General features: G+C 30.3%; 18 protein-coding genes and 1 tRNA gene. 15 read left to right on the top strand and 4 right to left on the bottom strand.

Annotated elements, in window-relative coordinates:
• Nucleotides 1–11: 11 nt before the first annotated feature.
• From tadA to ACGH6R_RS01325, 3 genes are all read right to left on the bottom strand, one after another.
• Entirely contained in the window at nucleotides 12–518 is a 507-nt protein-coding gene (gene tadA, locus ACGH6R_RS01335; RefSeq protein WP_267359635.1) for a tRNA adenosine(34) deaminase TadA, read from the bottom strand.
• Between the two features lie 9 nt (nucleotides 519–527).
• A complete protein-coding gene (gene dapB, locus ACGH6R_RS01330) occupies nucleotides 528–1349 on the bottom strand; it encodes a 4-hydroxy-tetrahydrodipicolinate reductase (RefSeq protein WP_267350711.1) in 822 nt (273 codons plus the stop codon).
• 283 nt (nucleotides 1350–1632) lie between these two features.
• On the bottom strand, nucleotides 1633–2244 hold the full coding sequence (locus ACGH6R_RS01325; RefSeq protein WP_411598681.1) for an FKBP-type peptidyl-prolyl cis-trans isomerase: 612 nt from the start codon (nucleotides 2242–2244) through the stop codon (nucleotides 1633–1635).
• A gap of 197 nt (nucleotides 2245–2441) precedes the next feature.
• On the opposite strand from ACGH6R_RS01325, the gene bamE reads away from it, so the two are divergent.
• Nucleotides 2442–2858 (top strand): outer membrane protein assembly factor BamE, encoded by a 417-nt coding sequence (gene bamE, locus ACGH6R_RS01320; protein ID WP_065559463.1) that lies wholly within the window; start codon nucleotides 2442–2444, stop codon nucleotides 2856–2858.
• Nucleotides 2859–2968: 110 nt separating this feature from the next.
• Here bamE and ACGH6R_RS01315 read toward each other — a convergent pair whose 3' ends face one another.
• Nucleotides 2969–3349, bottom strand: coding sequence for a DUF5362 family protein (locus tag ACGH6R_RS01315; RefSeq protein ID WP_267380489.1), 381 nt, complete (start codon nucleotides 3347–3349; stop codon nucleotides 2969–2971).
• A 375-nt stretch (nucleotides 3350–3724) separates the two neighbouring features.
• Between ACGH6R_RS01315 and ACGH6R_RS01310 the strand changes: the two genes are divergently transcribed.
• The 14 genes from ACGH6R_RS01310 (at nucleotide 3725) to ACGH6R_RS01245 (ending at nucleotide 17612) form a co-directional block, all read left to right on the top strand.
• Nucleotides 3725–4027 carry a hypothetical protein gene (locus ACGH6R_RS01310; protein ID WP_267359633.1) on the top strand — a complete coding sequence of 101 codons (303 nt, stop codon included), beginning with the start codon at nucleotides 3725–3727 and terminating at the stop codon, nucleotides 4025–4027.
• Between the two features lie 250 nt (nucleotides 4028–4277).
• Nucleotides 4278–4571, top strand: a complete 294-nt coding sequence (locus tag ACGH6R_RS01305) for a hypothetical protein (protein WP_267359631.1) — start codon at nucleotides 4278–4280, stop codon at nucleotides 4569–4571.
• Nucleotides 4572–5172: 601 nt separating this feature from the next.
• Nucleotides 5173–5568: a hypothetical protein gene (locus ACGH6R_RS01300; RefSeq protein ID WP_065559467.1), complete on the top strand. Its 396-nt coding sequence runs from the start codon at nucleotides 5173–5175 to the stop codon at nucleotides 5566–5568.
• Nucleotides 5569–6793: 1225 nt separating this feature from the next.
• On the top strand, nucleotides 6794–7198 hold the full coding sequence (locus ACGH6R_RS01295; RefSeq protein WP_065559469.1) for a hypothetical protein: 405 nt from the start codon (nucleotides 6794–6796) through the stop codon (nucleotides 7196–7198).
• Between the two features lie 423 nt (nucleotides 7199–7621).
• A complete protein-coding gene (locus tag ACGH6R_RS01290; RefSeq protein WP_065559470.1) occupies nucleotides 7622–7987 on the top strand; it encodes a hypothetical protein in 366 nt (121 codons plus the stop codon).
• A 690-nt stretch (nucleotides 7988–8677) separates the two neighbouring features.
• On the top strand, nucleotides 8678–8863 hold the full coding sequence (locus ACGH6R_RS01285) for a hypothetical protein (RefSeq protein ID WP_411598680.1): 186 nt from the start codon (nucleotides 8678–8680) through the stop codon (nucleotides 8861–8863).
• Nucleotides 8864–9260: 397 nt separating this feature from the next.
• The gene (locus ACGH6R_RS01280; protein ID WP_267359628.1) at nucleotides 9261–9566 is read left to right on the top strand and encodes a hypothetical protein; all 306 of its coding nucleotides are present in this window, start codon (nucleotides 9261–9263) and stop codon (nucleotides 9564–9566) included.
• Nucleotides 9567–9953: 387 nt separating this feature from the next.
• Nucleotides 9954–10265: a hypothetical protein gene (locus ACGH6R_RS01275; RefSeq protein WP_411598679.1), complete on the top strand. Its 312-nt coding sequence runs from the start codon at nucleotides 9954–9956 to the stop codon at nucleotides 10263–10265.
• A 499-nt stretch (nucleotides 10266–10764) separates the two neighbouring features.
• A complete protein-coding gene (locus ACGH6R_RS01270) occupies nucleotides 10765–11175 on the top strand; it encodes a hypothetical protein (protein ID WP_267380493.1) in 411 nt (136 codons plus the stop codon).
• A 671-nt stretch (nucleotides 11176–11846) separates the two neighbouring features.
• Nucleotides 11847–12302, top strand: a complete 456-nt coding sequence (locus ACGH6R_RS01265) for a hypothetical protein (RefSeq protein ID WP_267380495.1) — start codon at nucleotides 11847–11849, stop codon at nucleotides 12300–12302.
• A 407-nt stretch (nucleotides 12303–12709) separates the two neighbouring features.
• A complete protein-coding gene (gene dusA, locus ACGH6R_RS01260) occupies nucleotides 12710–13672 on the top strand; it encodes a tRNA dihydrouridine(20/20a) synthase DusA (RefSeq protein WP_411598678.1) in 963 nt (320 codons plus the stop codon).
• Nucleotides 13673–13782: 110 nt separating this feature from the next.
• Nucleotides 13783–15798, top strand: coding sequence for a DNA helicase Rep (gene rep, locus ACGH6R_RS01255; RefSeq protein ID WP_411598677.1), 2016 nt, complete (start codon nucleotides 13783–13785; stop codon nucleotides 15796–15798).
• Between the two features lie 301 nt (nucleotides 15799–16099).
• Nucleotides 16100–16176: transfer RNA gene (locus tag ACGH6R_RS01250), tRNA-Arg, on the top strand.
• Between the two features lie 1136 nt (nucleotides 16177–17312).
• Nucleotides 17313–17612, top strand: a complete 300-nt coding sequence (locus ACGH6R_RS01245; protein WP_267350741.1) for a DUF6694 family lipoprotein — start codon at nucleotides 17313–17315, stop codon at nucleotides 17610–17612.
• Nucleotides 17613–17682: the final 70 nt, after the last annotated feature.

Genomic DNA, 17682 nt, shown 5'->3' with positions numbered 1-17682 from the left:
CCCTATACTATTCATAGTATGTTCTTATCTATCATCTTGTTAGCATCGATCTTGGCTGCTCTTTTTTCTAAGCGACGTTTTTTGAAAAATTGACTGAGTAGCAAGCTGCACTCATCAGCTAATACGCCACCTTGCACTTGTGCAATGTGATTAATGCCTTGATAAGCTAGAATATTAATAAACGAGCCGGCAGCCCCTGTTTTATAATCGCTTGCTCCAAATACTACTCGTTTTATTCGACTATGTATAATGGCACCAGCACACATCATACACGGTTCAAGTGTGACAAAAAGGGTCGTATTAATTAAACGGTAATTATTGATACACTTACCCGCTTGCTCGATAGCAAGCATTTCAGCGTGAGCAGTTGGATTATGGGTAAGTATTGATTGGTTAAAACCTTCGCCAATGACTTGACTGTTTTCATCGATAATTACCGCTCCTACCGGAATTTCACCTAAGGATTCAGCACGTTTGGCAAGCGTTAATGCATATTGCATCCAATATTCATCTGACATTGCAATTATTTATAGATTATTCAAATTTAATACGTCTCGCATGTCATAAAGTCCGACAGGCTGTTTTGCAAGCCATAATGCAGCACGGACGGCGCCATTTGCAAATGTCATCCGACTAGACGCCTTATGACTAATTTCCACACGTTCGCCAATATCGGCAAAAATTGCCGTATGTTCGCCAACAATATCACCCGCTCGGATAGTTGAAAAACCAATTGCTCCTTTTGGTCTTTCACCGGTATGACCTTCACGACAATAAATCGCACGATCGTTCAAATTGAATTTTAAAGCTTCAGCTATCGATTCACCCATCGCAAGTGCAGTACCCGATGGGGCATCGACTTTATAACGATGATGAGCCTCAATAATTTCAATATCTGTATAATCTCCCATGATTTTTGCCGCTTTTTCAAGTAATTTAAGTACCAAATTTACACCTACACTAAAATTGGCAGCAAAAACAATAGCGATATTTTTTGCCGCATCCGTTATGGCTTGCTTACCTGTAGAATCAAAACCAGTGGTTCCTATAATCATCATTTTTTTATGTTCAACACAAAAATTCAAATGGGCAAGCGTACCTTCAGGTCGGGTAAAATCAATTAACAAATCAAATTGATCTTTGGCGAGTTCTAAATTATCCGTAATAGTGACACCACAAATGCCTATTCCAGCAAGTTCACCTGCATCGCTTCCAATGAGGGAAGAACCTTGTCTTTCAAATGCCGCACCTAAAGTTACTCCTTCGATTTGTGCAACAGATTGAATTAATTGACGTCCCATTTTTCCACCTGCGCCAGCAATAGCGATACGGATGAGGTTAGTTGACATAAAATTTTCCTTACCTATTTTCAAAATATTATCGAATATTATATCGGAAAACAAAAGACTTATATACCGTGCAAAATTAAAATGCTGTAATATAAGTGATGTATCGTAATTCTTTAAATGAACAATTTTATCTGTTGTTCTTGGTACATCGGAAAGGATGGTATTATTGGTGCTGATTTCTATTTTAATCGTCGTTAACTTTTAAACATTATTGTTATTGGCAGGTTATTTAGAGCTTATAGTTAGATTATAAAAAAAGGACGCTTAAATGCGTCCATTAGATTTATAAAACTTTCAATAATTCGACATCAAAAATTAATGTACTGTAGGGTGGAATTGAGCCTCCTGCACCTTGTGCTCCATAAGCAAGTTCTTGAGGAATATACAATCTCCATTTTGAACCTTCAGGCATTAGCTGTAAAGCTTCAACCCAACCTTGAATAACGCCATTAACAGGAAACTCAGCTGGTTGTCCACGTTGTACAGAACTGTCAAAAATCGTACCATCGATTAATTGTCCCGTATAATGAACTTGAACACGGTCTGTTGATTTAGGTAAGGCGCCTGTACCTTCGGTAATGACTTCATATTGCAAGCCGGATTCAGTTGATTTAATCCCATCTTTTTTAATATTTTCTGCTAAAAAATCTTTACCTGCTTGAGCTATTTTCTCAGCTTGTTTTGCTTTCTCTTGAGTGGCTTTTTCATGCATATGGCGAAGCGCATCATGCAATTCTTGTAATGGTAGAATAGGTTGATTATTTGCTAGAACGTCTTGCATAGCTAATTTTAATGCATCAAGATCTAGACCATTCAAACCTGACTCCTTTAATTGTTGTCCAATTTGTAATCCAATAGCATAACTCGCTTTTTGATCTATGGTTTCTAATTTCATTTTTTACCTTTTGTTTGTCGTTTATAAACAGTATTCGAGACCCATTAAGTTTGTGATCAACAGAATAAATATTAATTAATAAAATAGAATAACGCTTTTTTTATAAAATGCATAAAGAATTTATTAATTTGGCTAGCACTTAGTGCAAATATCAGCGATAATACATCTTATTATAATTTCAATATGGATTAAGTTAAATGCAGTTTCGTAAATTTACCTCGCTTGCAATTGTGGCTAGTATATTATTAACTGGTTGTTCAGTGGTAGACCGTTGGGTATATAGACCTGATATCAATCAAGGTAATTATGTAACACAAGATGCAATTGATTTATTGAAAGTTGGTCAAACAAAAGATCAAGTTATTTTTATAATGGGTTCACCTATGTTAACGTCGGTATTTGGTGATAACGTTTGGTATTATGTTTTTCGTCAACAACCACAACATAATGGTATAAGCCAAATTACTTATTCTATTTATTTTAACGAAATGGGCATAGTGACTGACATTAAAAACTCAACGCTTGATGGTTCCAAAACACTACAAGAAATGAATAAACAAATCATTTCTGATCCTATCGATGTAATTTCTGACAACAACGAAGATATAGAATAAAAGTCATTCCAAAGTTGTTTTTCTTAAAAAATAAAAACCTCATTAATTAATGAGGTTTTTATTGTTATCTTTTATATTTAAAACCTAAGTTTAGGAACGATAATTTATTGTTAATAATATTGATTATTCACTGCACTAATAATGGATAAAAGAGCAAATATAAAGAAAATAACCATCATTACAATAGAACAGATAAAAACAATAAGGTTGAATTTCCAATAACCATGTAAATTTTGAATAGCATAAATAATATCTTCTTCTCGTCCAAGAGTCGCTGTTTGATTAAATCCTTTTCCCGATTGAAACAGTTTGACCCCAGTTATAATTAACGGAACACCTACTATTGCTGTAATAATACCTAAACAAGTTAAAGAGCCACTAATGATTCCTAAAACCCCAAAAATTTGCTGCATCGTTCCCACAAATCTTAATTGTTTAAATAACAATTGGTTCATACTAAATGATATTATCTTATTTTCAGTTGTATTCATTTCTTTCCTCTTCCTTCATTTATAGTTGTATTTAAAAAGGAGCATAGAATATCAGTTTTATCATAGATGTCTAGGTGTTTTTCATCATAAATTACAAGGTTTAATTACTATTCATAATCGCGATAATATTTAAGATTTTTACATTTTAATCTTTATGTTTTGAGAGGCAAAATTAGGGAAAATACTTTTACATATAAAGAGTATTTAAATAATCACAATAAATAGTGTTTAAAGTTACTATATAAAATCTATGCGTTAAAGTGAGTGATTAGTATTGACCTTTTGTAGGTTATCGTTATAATATAAATCGTCATTTCTTTAGTTTTGAAATGATACGAACATAGCGTTACTATGCAATTAAAAAATGTTATTATCATGAAAAATGAACTTAAAAATTTTAAGTTAAAAGACCTAGGATGTGTCGCAGGATCATGTCTGTCAGGTCTCGAAATCAAAGTACTAGGCTATCGAGATCCTGAGACTAATTGTGAGTGTTATGGATTATTAGCTGAGTATTATTGTTTACCAATTCCTGGAACGCAAGTCTCAATTAGCGAAGAGACTTATAATGAAATTACCGGTCAATTTGAAAAGCCTGGATATGCTTTTACTAAAGCTGCCCAAATTTGTAAATTGAGTAAGCACGCAAAATTTGATATTCGTCCTTATAATCGATGATTTCATCCAATGAACCCCAGTTATTAATAACTGGGGTTTTTTATTGCATAATCAGAATGATAGACCTTATGAGGTTATGCTTAAATATTATAGGCTTTCTTAATTGTTTTTTTATAAATAATATTGACTTAAATCGATTATCTATATAATATAATCAGCAGTTAATTTTTAAAATTAACTAACTACAAAGTATAATTTACCTATGCCTTAATGAATTCAAATGTTTTATTAACTTTAAATTTTTAGTATTATGCAAACGTTAAGAACGCACATTCCAGAATTCAGAATCGGGGAAGTTCCTGGTTCAATTTTGAAAGACTTTCAAATTTTTGTTAGTCGAAGTCAAACAGCCGAAAAAGAAGTATGCTACAAATTGTGTGCTTATATCAACGGAATGCGCATTAAAGAAACAGAAACGATTATAACTGAACAAGTTTATCGGCAGAATTTTCAAAGTTATTTTGATTCTTCTATCCTGTTTTATAATGCGTTGGAGTTGATTGGATTCGACAAATTTGTTCTTGGAGGTTTGACAACGAATTAAATTTTAATTTAATTCACCCCCCAGTTATTTATTTAACTGGGGTTTTATTGCTTGATATAGGTGAAAATTATCAAAAAATTATTTAAATTGTCAGTTATATTTTATTCACTTAATCTAAAACTAATTTGATATAAAAATTATCTACAAGTTTTACGCAATTTACACCATTGCTCTTTCAATAAAAAAGCTATTTAATTACTGAAAATCTCTGATAACTTAATATCAAATCAAGCTAATAAACTAGCTATATAACCAGCACTAATGTTAATGACGTTTTGGCAGAAAGATAAATTAACCAAATAAAGGTATGATTAAGTATCGATCAATAAACTATGGAAGTTATATAAATAGTCATTACAAGATAAACAAAACAAAAAATGGCAAATTCTATCAAATCTTCTATTTTAATTTATTAAACAAAATTAGCATTCCCATAATTTTTATAACTGACAGTGGCGTTAGCGTTGCCTACTGTCTACATAAAACAGTTTTTGAGAAATAAATAATTTGAATTATATGAATTATCGGTATAATATAGATTCTGAGTTTTGTCAACTCCCATGTGAGGTGCACATATTAAACAAAAATAAAAATTTAAGAAATGAATGATTTACTATTTAAAGGCTTCTTATATGAAAGTCGTACAGGTGAAATCTCAGTAGCAGTTTATACAGATATAAATTCTACTTGTTATCGTATAGCCATAATAGGCTCGAAATCAGAACAAAGAGGTGAAAGCATTTTTGCCGACTATACTAAAGAAGAGTATGAGCAATTTATTTTATCTGTTTGTCGGAATAAATATCGATTATTAAAAGCTTATGAAGCTTCTGGTTATACATTAGATGTCGATGATATTAATAAGCTTATCCGAAAAATGGAAAAAAGGGCTGAAATAAAAAGATTGATAGTCAGATTCTCGATTATTGCTTTTAATGTTATTTGGATTTTATTGATAATTTTGTTATTGGGACTATTTTTTTCTTATATCTTTTAATTGTTCTAAACAGACCCCGGTAATTCAACTGGGGTTTTTTATTATAGTAAGCATGAATGATTTCAAGTGAGAAACATTTAACAAAATGTCACTTATATCAATCCAAACTAGTTAAGCGTAATCGAAAAAAATACTTTTCAAAAAAAGTGATTGATTATTCAACCGATTGAAAATAATGTTCAATCAAGACATATTTATTTAGTAGAAAGCAGGAATATTGTGATTTTCGTTATCAACTTTATGGGCTTTCTTAATAGATAATTTTTATGGATGTTATTGACTTAAGTCGATTATCAATATAATATAAAAAAGTTAATTATTAAAATTAACTGACTACAAAAGTATAATTTAACTATGCCTTAATGATTTTAAAATTTTTAAATAATAAAAAAATTAAATCATGCAAAAAAGAAGAAGTACAAAAAGAAGAGTTCGCGAAATCGAAATGCTTTCGAGTTCAATGTTCCTAGCGGTGACAATCTCAGTTAATCGAATTGAAGAAGACAATCAATACTCATTGATCCTTTGTAAGAATAGACAAATCATTGAAAGAACAGAGGTTATTATAAGTGAACAAGTTTTTAAAGAGAATGTCGATACTTATGATGATCAATATATAAGGTTTGTTAAAACCTTTAGGTTGTTTCCTTCTAATTCTGTTAAGATTGCCATCTTTATAGAAATATCTTCTAGACTCAGAAAATTAAATTAGTTTAATTTTATCTAACCTCAATTTATTAATTTAAATTGGGGTTTTATTGTTTGATATAAGTTGACATTGACATCAAATTATCAAAATTGCCAATCATATTGTATCTAATTAATCTAAAATAAAATTGATTTAAAACAGAGATTTATATATAAATTTTACGCAATTCACACCATTGCTCTTTTCAATAAAAAGTTATTTTTTTACTGAAAACCTCTGATAACTTAATATCAAATCGAGGTGATAACCCGCTAACATCAAACGTAATAACATTGATGACGTTTTGGCTGAAAGATAAATTAATCAAGTTAAAATGTGATTAAGTATTCAATAAACTAACCGATGAACAAATAATTTGGATAGTAGAATTGATTAAAATACATTAGGGATAAAAAAATATTGAAATTTATAATTATCGGTATAGTATAAAAACAGGTTGCTTTAATTCACAGTATTGAATTAAATACTACCTACTGGTGAGGTAATTCACAAAATTTAATTAATTAAAATCTTATTATGATGTTTAAAATTAACGGATTTCTATCCGAAAACAGTGAAAATGGAATATCGATAGCAATATTGATGAATCCAGATCGTTCGATGGTCAAATTAGTGGCAATGCGAAATGACGAAAAAATTGAAGGTACAACTGAAGTTGAATTAACTTCAGCGCGTTTTGATGAACTGATAGCTGATTATCCTGACATATCAAAACGTTTGTATCATGTCTTTGACATGTGTAAAGTGGACAAGGATTTTTTATCACCAAGTGTAATTGTTCGAACAATAGCTAGGACTGATTCAAAATCTAAGAAATATTTACTAAGTAAGGAAGATCGTTTACATTTCGAATTTATGCTGATAATTGCTTTATTTATGGCTTTGTTTTATTTGTTAGGTAAATGGCTTCATATTTTTTAGATAGAATTTCCTTTATCTGTCAAAAGTTTTTTAAGATCATCTTGAATTTAATTAATTGATCTAAATAAACCTCAGTTATTTAACTGGGGTTTTTTTATTACATGATTAAAACAAAAGTCTTGTTGAGGTCATACTTAGAATAAATTAAAGAGTTAATATGTGATCTAAAGCAATATTAAGGTAACTTAAGAATATTTCAAATCTAGTTTGTTTTAATGCTAATAGATGTTAATTAAAGGTTATGATTAATTGTTATTATTTGCAAATGAAAATGTATTTAGAATTTGTGTGTTATTATCAAAAAATCTTATTATAAGTTAAGAAAAATTGAAACATTTTTGTTATCGGTGTAATATAACTATTGAGTTTCTGTTAACTCCCAGGTGTGGTACACACAATTTTAATCATTAAAAAAATTAAAAAATGAAACATTATGATTTTAAAGGCTATTTATTCCTAGATAGTCAAAGTGAAATGTCATTAGGAATTTTTGCAAATGCAGATCTTACTATTTATCGCATAGTTTTGATGCGTGGAAATGAAATTGTTGAAGATTCACTTATTTTAGAAATGCCTAAAACGCTTTATGATGAGGCTGTTAGTAAGGATCCTCATATTGTAAGTCGTATTTTTCAACAGTTCTATTTGTGTAGATTTATGGAACATGTCAAATCTTTACACTTAGCAAAAAAGGGGATAAAGCCGTTTTTATCGTCTTTATTTAATGGGTTGAAAAGAGGTATGTTATTGATTATAGATTCTTTTAAAAGAAAAAATAAGAATCTATAGAAGAATCTACAAAAAGAGATTTAAATTTCAAACACGAATTTGAACAATTTGGCGAACAAAAAATGACTTCAGAGCAATCACGTTTAACGTTATTACTAGTGATGATTCTGATTATCATGATGGCTACCTTAGTTTATTTGGTTTCTAAATCGTGTTAATTTATTTTTAATACTTTTTATTGATCCAAAAGAACCCCAGTTATCTAACTGGGGTTTTTATTATATAAAGCATGGTGAGTTTGAGAAAGGAACATTAAACAAAATATTCCATATACCCATCGAAAGTAGTTAGTAACGATCCCTAAAAATACCTTTCAAAAAAGTAAATAATGATATAAACAAATAAAATGATATTTAATAAAGATATATCTATATTTATAGAAAGTAATAATATTATGAATTGGAATAACAATATTATAGACTTATTCAATTCATAATTTTTAATCTTTTTATTGATTTAAGTCGATTATCTATATAATATTAAATAGAATTAATTTTAAAAAAATTAATTTACTACAAAAGTATAATTTACCTATACCTTAATGAATTTAAATTAATAATTAATTTTAATTACAAATTTATGAATCAAAAAACAAACAACGACAAGAAATTAATCGAATTCGGATATATTCCTTGTCTAAATTTGCCAGAAAGAATTGACATCTTCATTTATGAAATCGAAGAAACTGAGATGTACTTATTGGTACTTCGTATTAATGGAAATCCCATTAAAACAACAGTAACGATAATAAGTCAACAAGTCCTTAATGACCATTTATCTGGTATTTCAGGTCTTGAATTGTTTGATGAAACAGTGAAGTTGTGTAATGTCTTTACACGCATAATAGTCTTTCTTAAAAAGTTATATTATGTTTAAAAATTAAATTTTAATTTTAATTTAATTCACCCCCCAGTTGTCGATCTAACTGGGGTTTTTATTGCTTGACTTAAGTAAAAGTCGTCATGGAATAATTTAAATAGTCTATTATAAAATATCTCATCAATCCAAAGCTATCTTGATTTAAAACTGAAGAATTATTTAAAAGTTTATGAAACTCACAACTTACTTTTTAATAGAGAGCAAAAATATTATGAATTCAAATCTCAATATTATAGGCTTTATTAACTAATAACTTTTATAAGTGTTATTGACCTAATTTGATAATCTATATAGTATAGAATGGAATTAATTTTTAAAATTAATTTGCTACAAAAGTATAATTTATCTATACCTTAATGAATTTAAATTATTGTTAAATTTTAATATTAAACTCATGAAAAAAAGAAGTGACGACAAGAAATTAACCGAATTAGGTTATATTTCCTGTCCAAATTTGAAAGAAAGAATTGACATCTTTGTTTATCGAATTGAAGAAATTAAGAAGTTCTTATTGGTACTTCGTATTGATGGAAAAACAGTTAAATCAACAGAAACTACGATAAGTGAACAAGTCTTTATTGATAATCTAGCGGGTGATTTTACTCTTGAAACCTTGTTTGTTAACGCTGTGGGATTGTGTAATATCAATGCACGCATGATACTCTTTCTTATAAAATTTTCTTCTGTTCTCAAAAATTAAATTTTTAATTTATTTTACCCCTCAGTTATTGGTATAACTGGGGTTTTTATTGCATGATATAAACGAAAATCGTCATGAAATAGCTTGAATAATCAATTATAAAGCATTTAATCAATTCAGAGTCATCTTGATTTAAAACTAAAGAATTATTTAAAAGTTTATGAAACTCACAACTTCCTTATTAATAGAGAGCAAAAATATTATGAATTCAGATATCAATATTATAGACTTTCACAATTAATCACTTTTAGGAATGTAATTGACTTAATCCGATTATCTATATAATCTAATCTAGAATTAATTTTTAAAATTAATTTACTACAAAAGTATAATTTACCTATGCCTTAATGAATTTAAAAATTTTATTAACTAAAAAATATTTAAATCATGAAAAAAAGATTTAGACGTATGCCTAGAGGAAAATCTGAGTACGGTTGTTTTTCTAGTGAAGAGGTAAAAGGATGTGAAATCTTAGTTTATACTTATTTCCCTTACTTAGAATACTCATTGGTTCTTCGCTTTGATGAAGATATCATTGTTAGTGAAACTGAAACTTTTATAAGTAAAAGTGATTATTTTGATAATTTCAAAGATTATTTTGATTCTTATACGAAGTTTCATATTGCATTGAAGTTGATGAAATTAGATTTAAATAAGATTCGCGATTTACATCAAACATGGTCTCAATCCAAAAAATAAATTAAATTTTTAATTTATTTTACCCCCCCAGTTATTGATTTAACTGGGGTTTTTATTGAATGATATAAGGGTTCATTGCCTTGAAATTATCAATCATATTGCATCTAATTAACCCAAAGTTACCTTGATATAAAAATAAAATTATCTACAAATTTTACGCAATTCACTTCACTCCTCTTTCAATAAAAAAGCTATTTAATTAGCTGAAAACCTATGACTAATTAAAATCAATTGGGATGATAACTGGCTAATTCAGTTAATATTAACGCTGATTGCGTTTTGATTGAAAGCTAAATTGATTCAATATAGTTTAATAAACTAACTGAAGAAATAAAAAAATGATTACTGTAGAATTGAGTAAAAAACCTTAGGTATTAAAAAATATTGAAATTTCAGAATTATTGGTTTAGTATAAAAGTAGGTTAGTCTAATTCACAATGTTGAGTTATATAACTACCTACTGGTGAAGTATTCACAAATTTAATTAATTTATTCCATTATGTCAAATTTTGTAATAATCGGATTTTTATCCGAACAAAAAGAAGAGGGAGTATCAATAGCAATATTGATGGAACCTGATCGTTCGATTGTTAAATTAGTAGCAATGCGAAACGGCAAGAAAATTGAAGGTACTATTGAAGTTAAATTAACCTCAAAGGATTTTGATAGACTGTTATATGATTATCCAGATCCAACAGAGCGTAAGTATTATGTCTATGGCTTGTGTAAAGTAAATAAAAATGTATTATATCCTAATACGTTTCGTACTGTACCGAGAAATCATAGAACGCTAGAACATGTATTTATACATATACTCTTCTTTATTTGTATATCTGGAATTCTGGCTTGTTTACTCTTTGGTTTAGGTAAATTTGTTCTATATATAGTAGAATTTTTTTCTTGGCCATAGTTTTGGAATTTTATTAATTCAACAAAATAAACCTCAGTTATTTAACTGAGGTTTATTATTAAAGTTTGGTCTTTCATGAATAGTTATCATTATTGCGCAACAAATTAAAATTCTATAGCAAATAAAGACTACGATGAATAAATAGGTTACTCGTATAAATATGATACTTTTAATAACTTTAAGACTTTTAACAGGTAATCTTTTAAAGATTTAACAAAACTATTGAATTAATTAAATAATATATCTTTATAAATTATCAATCATATTGCATCTAATTAACCCAAAGTTACCTAGATATAAAAAATAAAATTATCTATAAATTTTACGCAATTCATTTCACTCCTCTTTCAATAAAAAAGCTATTTAATTAGCTGGAAATCTATGATTAATTAAAATCAATTGGGATGATAACTGGGTAATACAGTTAATATTAACGCTGATGGTGTTTTGATAAAAAGCTAAATTGATTCAATATAGTTTAATAAACTAACTAAAGAGATAAAAAAATTATTACTGTAGAATTGAGTAAAACACTTTGGGGGATTAAAAAAATATTGAAATTTAACGATTATCGGTCTAACATAAAAACAGGTTAGTCTAATTCACAATGATGAATTATATAACTACCTACTGGTGAAGTAATTCACATGCCTAATTAAAAAAATTGCATTATGTCAGATTGTAAAATCATCGGATTTTTATCCGAAAACAGTGAAAGGGGAGTATCAATAGCAATATTGATGGATCCTGATCGTTCAATTGTTAAATTAGTAGCAATGCGAAACGGCGAACAAATTGAAGGTACCATTGGAGTTGAATTAACTTCAAAGCGTTTTGATAGACTGATAGATGATTATCCTGATCTAAAGAAACGTAAGTATCATGTCTATGGCATGTGTAAAGTGGATTACAATGTATTATATTCTGATACATCTGATGAAACCACAAATGAAATTAGTTCAAATTCTAATGATCATCTACGGATTGAAAATAAAATCGTCGATGCACTTGCAACTACTTTGGCGTTTCTTTTCATAATAGGATTAGTGTGTATTTCTGTTTATCTTATAGGCAAATTCGCACTTGCTATATTAGTGTACATTTTTGACCATTTGAAATTTGATTAATCTAACCAAATAAACCTCAGTTATTTAACTGGGGTTTATTGTTATAGTTTGTTCTTTCATAAATAGTTATCATTATTGCGCAACTAATTAAAATTCTACAGCAAATAAAGACTACGATGAATAAATAGGTTGCTCGTATAAATATGATACTTTTAATAACTTTAAGACTTTTAACAAGTAATCTTTTAAAGATTTAACAAAACTATTGATTTAATTAAATAATATAATTTTATAAATTAAAATCCAATATAACAAGATAAAAAACAAGTTAAATTATGCACTTTTTATTGATACACTTCTAAATTAAACACAAAACCCTAACATCATTGTATTCTATGTTTTATGATAGAATATATGTTTAGTTATTTGCTTCATAATTTAATTACCGCTTTAAATCTGGTACATAAATGAAATCAACAAACAATAAATTTTCTGTAGCACCCATGCTTGATTGGACCGATAAACATTGTCGGTATTTTCATCGGATATTGACTAAACAAACTTTACTGTATACCGAAATGGTAACAACAGGAGCAATCTTATTTGGTAAAGGGAATTACCTTGATTTTAACGTCGATGAACATCCTATTGCTTTACAACTTGGCGGAAGTGATCCCAATGCATTAGCACAGTGCGCTAAATTAGCTCAAAATCATGGTTATGATGAAGTAAATCTTAATGTTGGCTGCCCTTCAGATCGCGTTCAAAATGGGATGTTTGGTGCGTGCTTAATGGGAAATGCTGATTTAGTGGCTAAATGTATTGAATCCATGCAAGAACAAATTGATATCCCCGTAACGGTTAAAACACGAATCGGGATCGATGATCTAGATAGCTACGCTTTTTTATGCCAATTTATTGAAACAGTTCTACCTTATACTAACACGTTTATTGTACATGCACGTAAAGCATGGTTATCCGGACTTAGCCCTAAAGAAAATCGTGAAGTTCCACCACTTGACTATGAACGAGTTTATCAACTCAAACGAGATTACCCTAACTTAACTATAGCCATCAATGGTGGTGTTAAAACGATCGACGAAATAAAACACCATTTAAATTATGTTGATGGCGTCATGGTGGGACGAGAAGCCTATCAGAATCCCATGTTATTAGCACAAATTGACTCCCAAATCTTTGGCTTAGATACGCAACCCATAGATCCAATAGCGGCAATACGATGTCTTTATCCTTATATCGAACAACAACTTTTACAAGGTGCTCAACTTAATCACATTATGCGTCATACATTGGGTATTTTTAATGGACAAAAAGGTGCAAAACAATGGCGACGCTATCTTAGCGAAAATGCATATAAAAAAGGGGCAGGGATTGAAGTTGTCGAACATGCTTTAAACTTTATTCAGTAACATTGCCAGCGTCATCCTGTTGTTATGGTTGTTTAAAAATTAAGCGTAATTGCAGGTGACAAGCAAATCGTTATATACTATTAAGCCATTTTCATAAAGGTCTAAATTCTGTGCGGTTAAATACAAGTCAGCAACAAGCTGTTGAATATGTTTCTGGCCCGTGCCTGGTCTTAGCCGGTGCAGGTTCGGGAAAAACTCGGGTTATAATAAACAAAATTGCTTACTTAATTCGTGTTAAGGAATATTTGCCACGCCACATTGTTGCTGTGACCTTTACCAACAAAGCCGCGCGTGAAATGAAAGAGCGTATTGCTCAATCACTCAGCAAACAAGAGGCAAGAGGGCTTAAAATCTCGACTTTTCATACACTGGGTTTGGATATCGTTCGTCGAGAATATAAACATCTTGGCATTAAAGCTAACTTTTCTTTATTTGATGATCATGATCAAACTGCATTACTCAAAGAACTGACTCAACAATGGTTAGATGGCGATAAAGATCTCATTAACCAACTACGTTCAACTATTTCGAATTGGAAAAATGATATTGTCGACTCAACAATAGCCATGGCTAGGGCTCAAACCAACAAAGAAAAGTTATTTGCTCATTGTTATCAGCTTTATGAAAAACAATTAAAAGCTTGCAGTATCTTGGATTTTGATGATCTTATCTTATTGCCTACCTTATTATTAAAAAATAATGAAGAAGTTCGAGAAAAATGGCAAAATCGAGTTCGTTATCTACTCATTGATGAATATCAAGATACTAATACCAGTCAATATGAATTCATTAAATTATTAGTCGGTAATCGAGCCAAATTTACTGTTGTAGGCGATGATGATCAATCGATCTACTCATGGCGAGGAGCCCGCCCTAAAAATTTAGTTTTACTCCAACAAGATTTTCCTAATCTAGAAGTTATAAAACTCGAACAAAATTATCGATCTTCTGGGCGAATTTTAAAAGTTGCCAATATTTTAATTGAAAATAATCCCCATATATTTGAAAAAAAACTATTTTCAGAACTGGGTTATGGTGAACAGCTTAAAGTTATCTCTGCCGATAGTGAAGAGTCCGAAGCCGAAAAGGTGATCAATGATTTAATTGGTCATCGATTTGCGAATAATAGCCAATATGGTCAATATGCAATTTTATATCGTGGAAATCATCAAGCCAGATTGATCGAAAAAATGTTAATGCAATACCGGATCCCTTATCGAATTTCGGGGGGGACTTCCTTTTTTGCTCGAACTGAAATTAAAGATCTCATGGCTTACTTGCGATTATTGACAAATCCCGATGATGATAATGCGTTCATACGCATTATCAACACGCCAAAACGTGAAATAGGGCCAGTCACGATCCAAAAACTAGGGGAATGGGCAAATCATCGAGCTGTCAGTTTATATCAAGCAAGTCATGATATGGGACTTACGGAAGTATTATCTGGCAAACGAATGGAAACGCTACAACTCTTTATTCAATGGTTTGATTCACTAATTCAAAAATCCCATAATGAACCCATGGAAGCTATTCACGAGTTACTGCATGGAATCCATTATGAAAGTTGGATTTATGAAACATCACCCTCACCAACCGCAGGACAAATGCGAATGCGCAATGTAGAGCAATTAATCAGTTGGTTAAATGATATGTTACAAGGTGATGACATTGACGAAGGTATGACACTTGAACAAGCCGTAGCAAGATTTACCTTACGGGATATGCTAGAACGCAACGAATCTGAAGAAGAACTCGATCAAGTTCAGCTTATGACACTTCATGCATCTAAAGGATTAGAATTCCCTTATGTCTATTTGGTTGGCATGTCTGAAGGCGTTTTACCGCATCAAAACAGTATTGATGAGGACAATATAGAAGAGGAGCGTCGTCTTGCTTATGTTGGCATTACCCGAGCACAACAAGAACTCACTTTTTCCTTTAGTCGTCAACGCAAACAATTTGGCGAAACAGTTTACGTAGAGCCAAGCCGTTTTTTGCTGGAACTCCCTCAAGATGATCTCAATTGGACGGATGAACGAACAAAATTATCCCCTGAGAAGAATATGCAACAAGGACAAAGCAGGCTTGCTATGTTAAAAGCGCAGATAGCCAATGCTAAATAAATATCAATTACAATTAAACTTAATTCGAAAAAATTTAAAAACAGGCGGAAAGAATAAACTGATAGAAATTTAGAATTAAAATTTCCAAATGGAAAATGTTTAAGTGATCGATAGAAGTTAAATAAAACCAATAAACAGATAACCTACAAATACCGTTTTAACGATTAGCAAATATAGACAAATAAAACGATAAATTGATGATATTTTGATAATCTAAGCAGACAAACGACTAAAAATCATTGACGGATCGAAATAGCTTTATATAATACACAGCGTTAAATCAACAAATCAATGATAACATGTCTCCTTAGCTCAGCTGGATAGAGCAACGGCCTTCTAAGCCGTAGGTCACAGGTTCGAATCCTGTAGGGGACGCCATTTCATCAATAACTCACAATGCCCGACCACGATTAAATCCCATTGATACTTGATTTTTAGAATTTTTAACACGATCTAATATGATTCTATAGGATTGACAACACCAATCTATTAACGGTGTCGTTACGGTATATTCTAATTCAGCAACAAAAAAATACTGTAAATAGGCTAATTGTAAAAGCCATTGAATCTGCAAAACCTAGGATAAACATCCAGTAGAACAAGCCAAATAATCCACCTAAATTCACCACGTATGTGCAAAGTAAGGTGAAAATTAATTTCGCAGTTTATTAACTCATAAACTTTCTAAAACCTATCTTTGATTTTCATATTAACAAAATTTTTTTAGTCATAATCATCTCTAAAAAAGCCTTCAAAAGAAGGCAAAGTATATAAGATGCTCGCCTTTTCGAGCTATCAGTATTCATAAATTCACCCGTAAATAATTTTGTGAATAATGTATTTGGCTGTATAGTGTGCTTTATTTATACACGAGAAACAGATATGAATATATTTAAGAGATTAGTGAAAGGCGATCTAGGTCTAGCTGTAACTTTTTGGGTGTTCGGTGTTTTATTTAGTGTGATTCTAATTGTAATTTATTTTGCAATTACTTCTATTTTCAACGCATATCACGTTCCAACATTGCTTAGAATTAGCGTAATCTTATTTATTTATTCAATTAATTTTTTAAATTCGATTCTGGTTCTTGTCGGTTTATTTAATCTATTAAAAAATAATGGCGTTACTTATTGGAGAGTGATAGCTTTGGTTGTTTGGTTATGCGCGACAGCATATTCAGTCTATGATGACAGCTGCGACATACTACATTTAGTTACGCAGTAGCCTTACAACTGTTTACATCTGTATTTTTAACATGTAAGCACTCTGAAGCGTTATGAATCGCAATTACCAGCAGTTCCCTAAATTATTAAGCCAACAGTTGAGGCTGATTGACTGCCGTTAATTTTGGTCCGCCGAGCATTTGGTGCATGAATTTGCGTTTTTCTTCGATGATAATACAATCATAAGGGCATTATTACCTATTTATTTTTGTTGGATAAAATAATCGATATTCCTTCGATGGCTAATTTTGTATAATTACAAAAAAATCAATTAACAAAAGGACATTATACATGTTCAAGAAGTTACTAGCTGTATTTGTTGTTAGTTTTGTTTTAGTTGGATGTGGTGATGGTTCACCTAAAGTTGACGCTTCATCTAAGTCAGCATTTCAAACATCAATGAAAGAAATATCGGAAACTTTAAAAGGAGAGGATAGCGATAATTTCAAAAAGGCAATATTTAACATTGTTTTCGCCGCTAGTTTTGAAACTGGAGGTGACGAAGCTAAAATTCAGCAAATATTGAAAGAAAAACTTGATGGTAAAACGGCAAAAGAAATCCTAAAAGAGTATAGCAAAAGTCAACCATAGTAAAAGATTAAAAGCTCGTTAAAAGCGAGCTTTTTTGGGAAAAATAAATGACTAAAAAGTAAAAATATAT

This window comes from Gilliamella sp. CG13 (genome assembly GCF_046635805.1).
In the GTDB taxonomy this organism is placed as follows: domain Bacteria; phylum Pseudomonadota; class Gammaproteobacteria; order Enterobacterales; family Orbaceae; genus Gilliamella; species Gilliamella apicola_I.
This window is presented reverse-complemented; position numbering and strand designations above follow the sequence as displayed.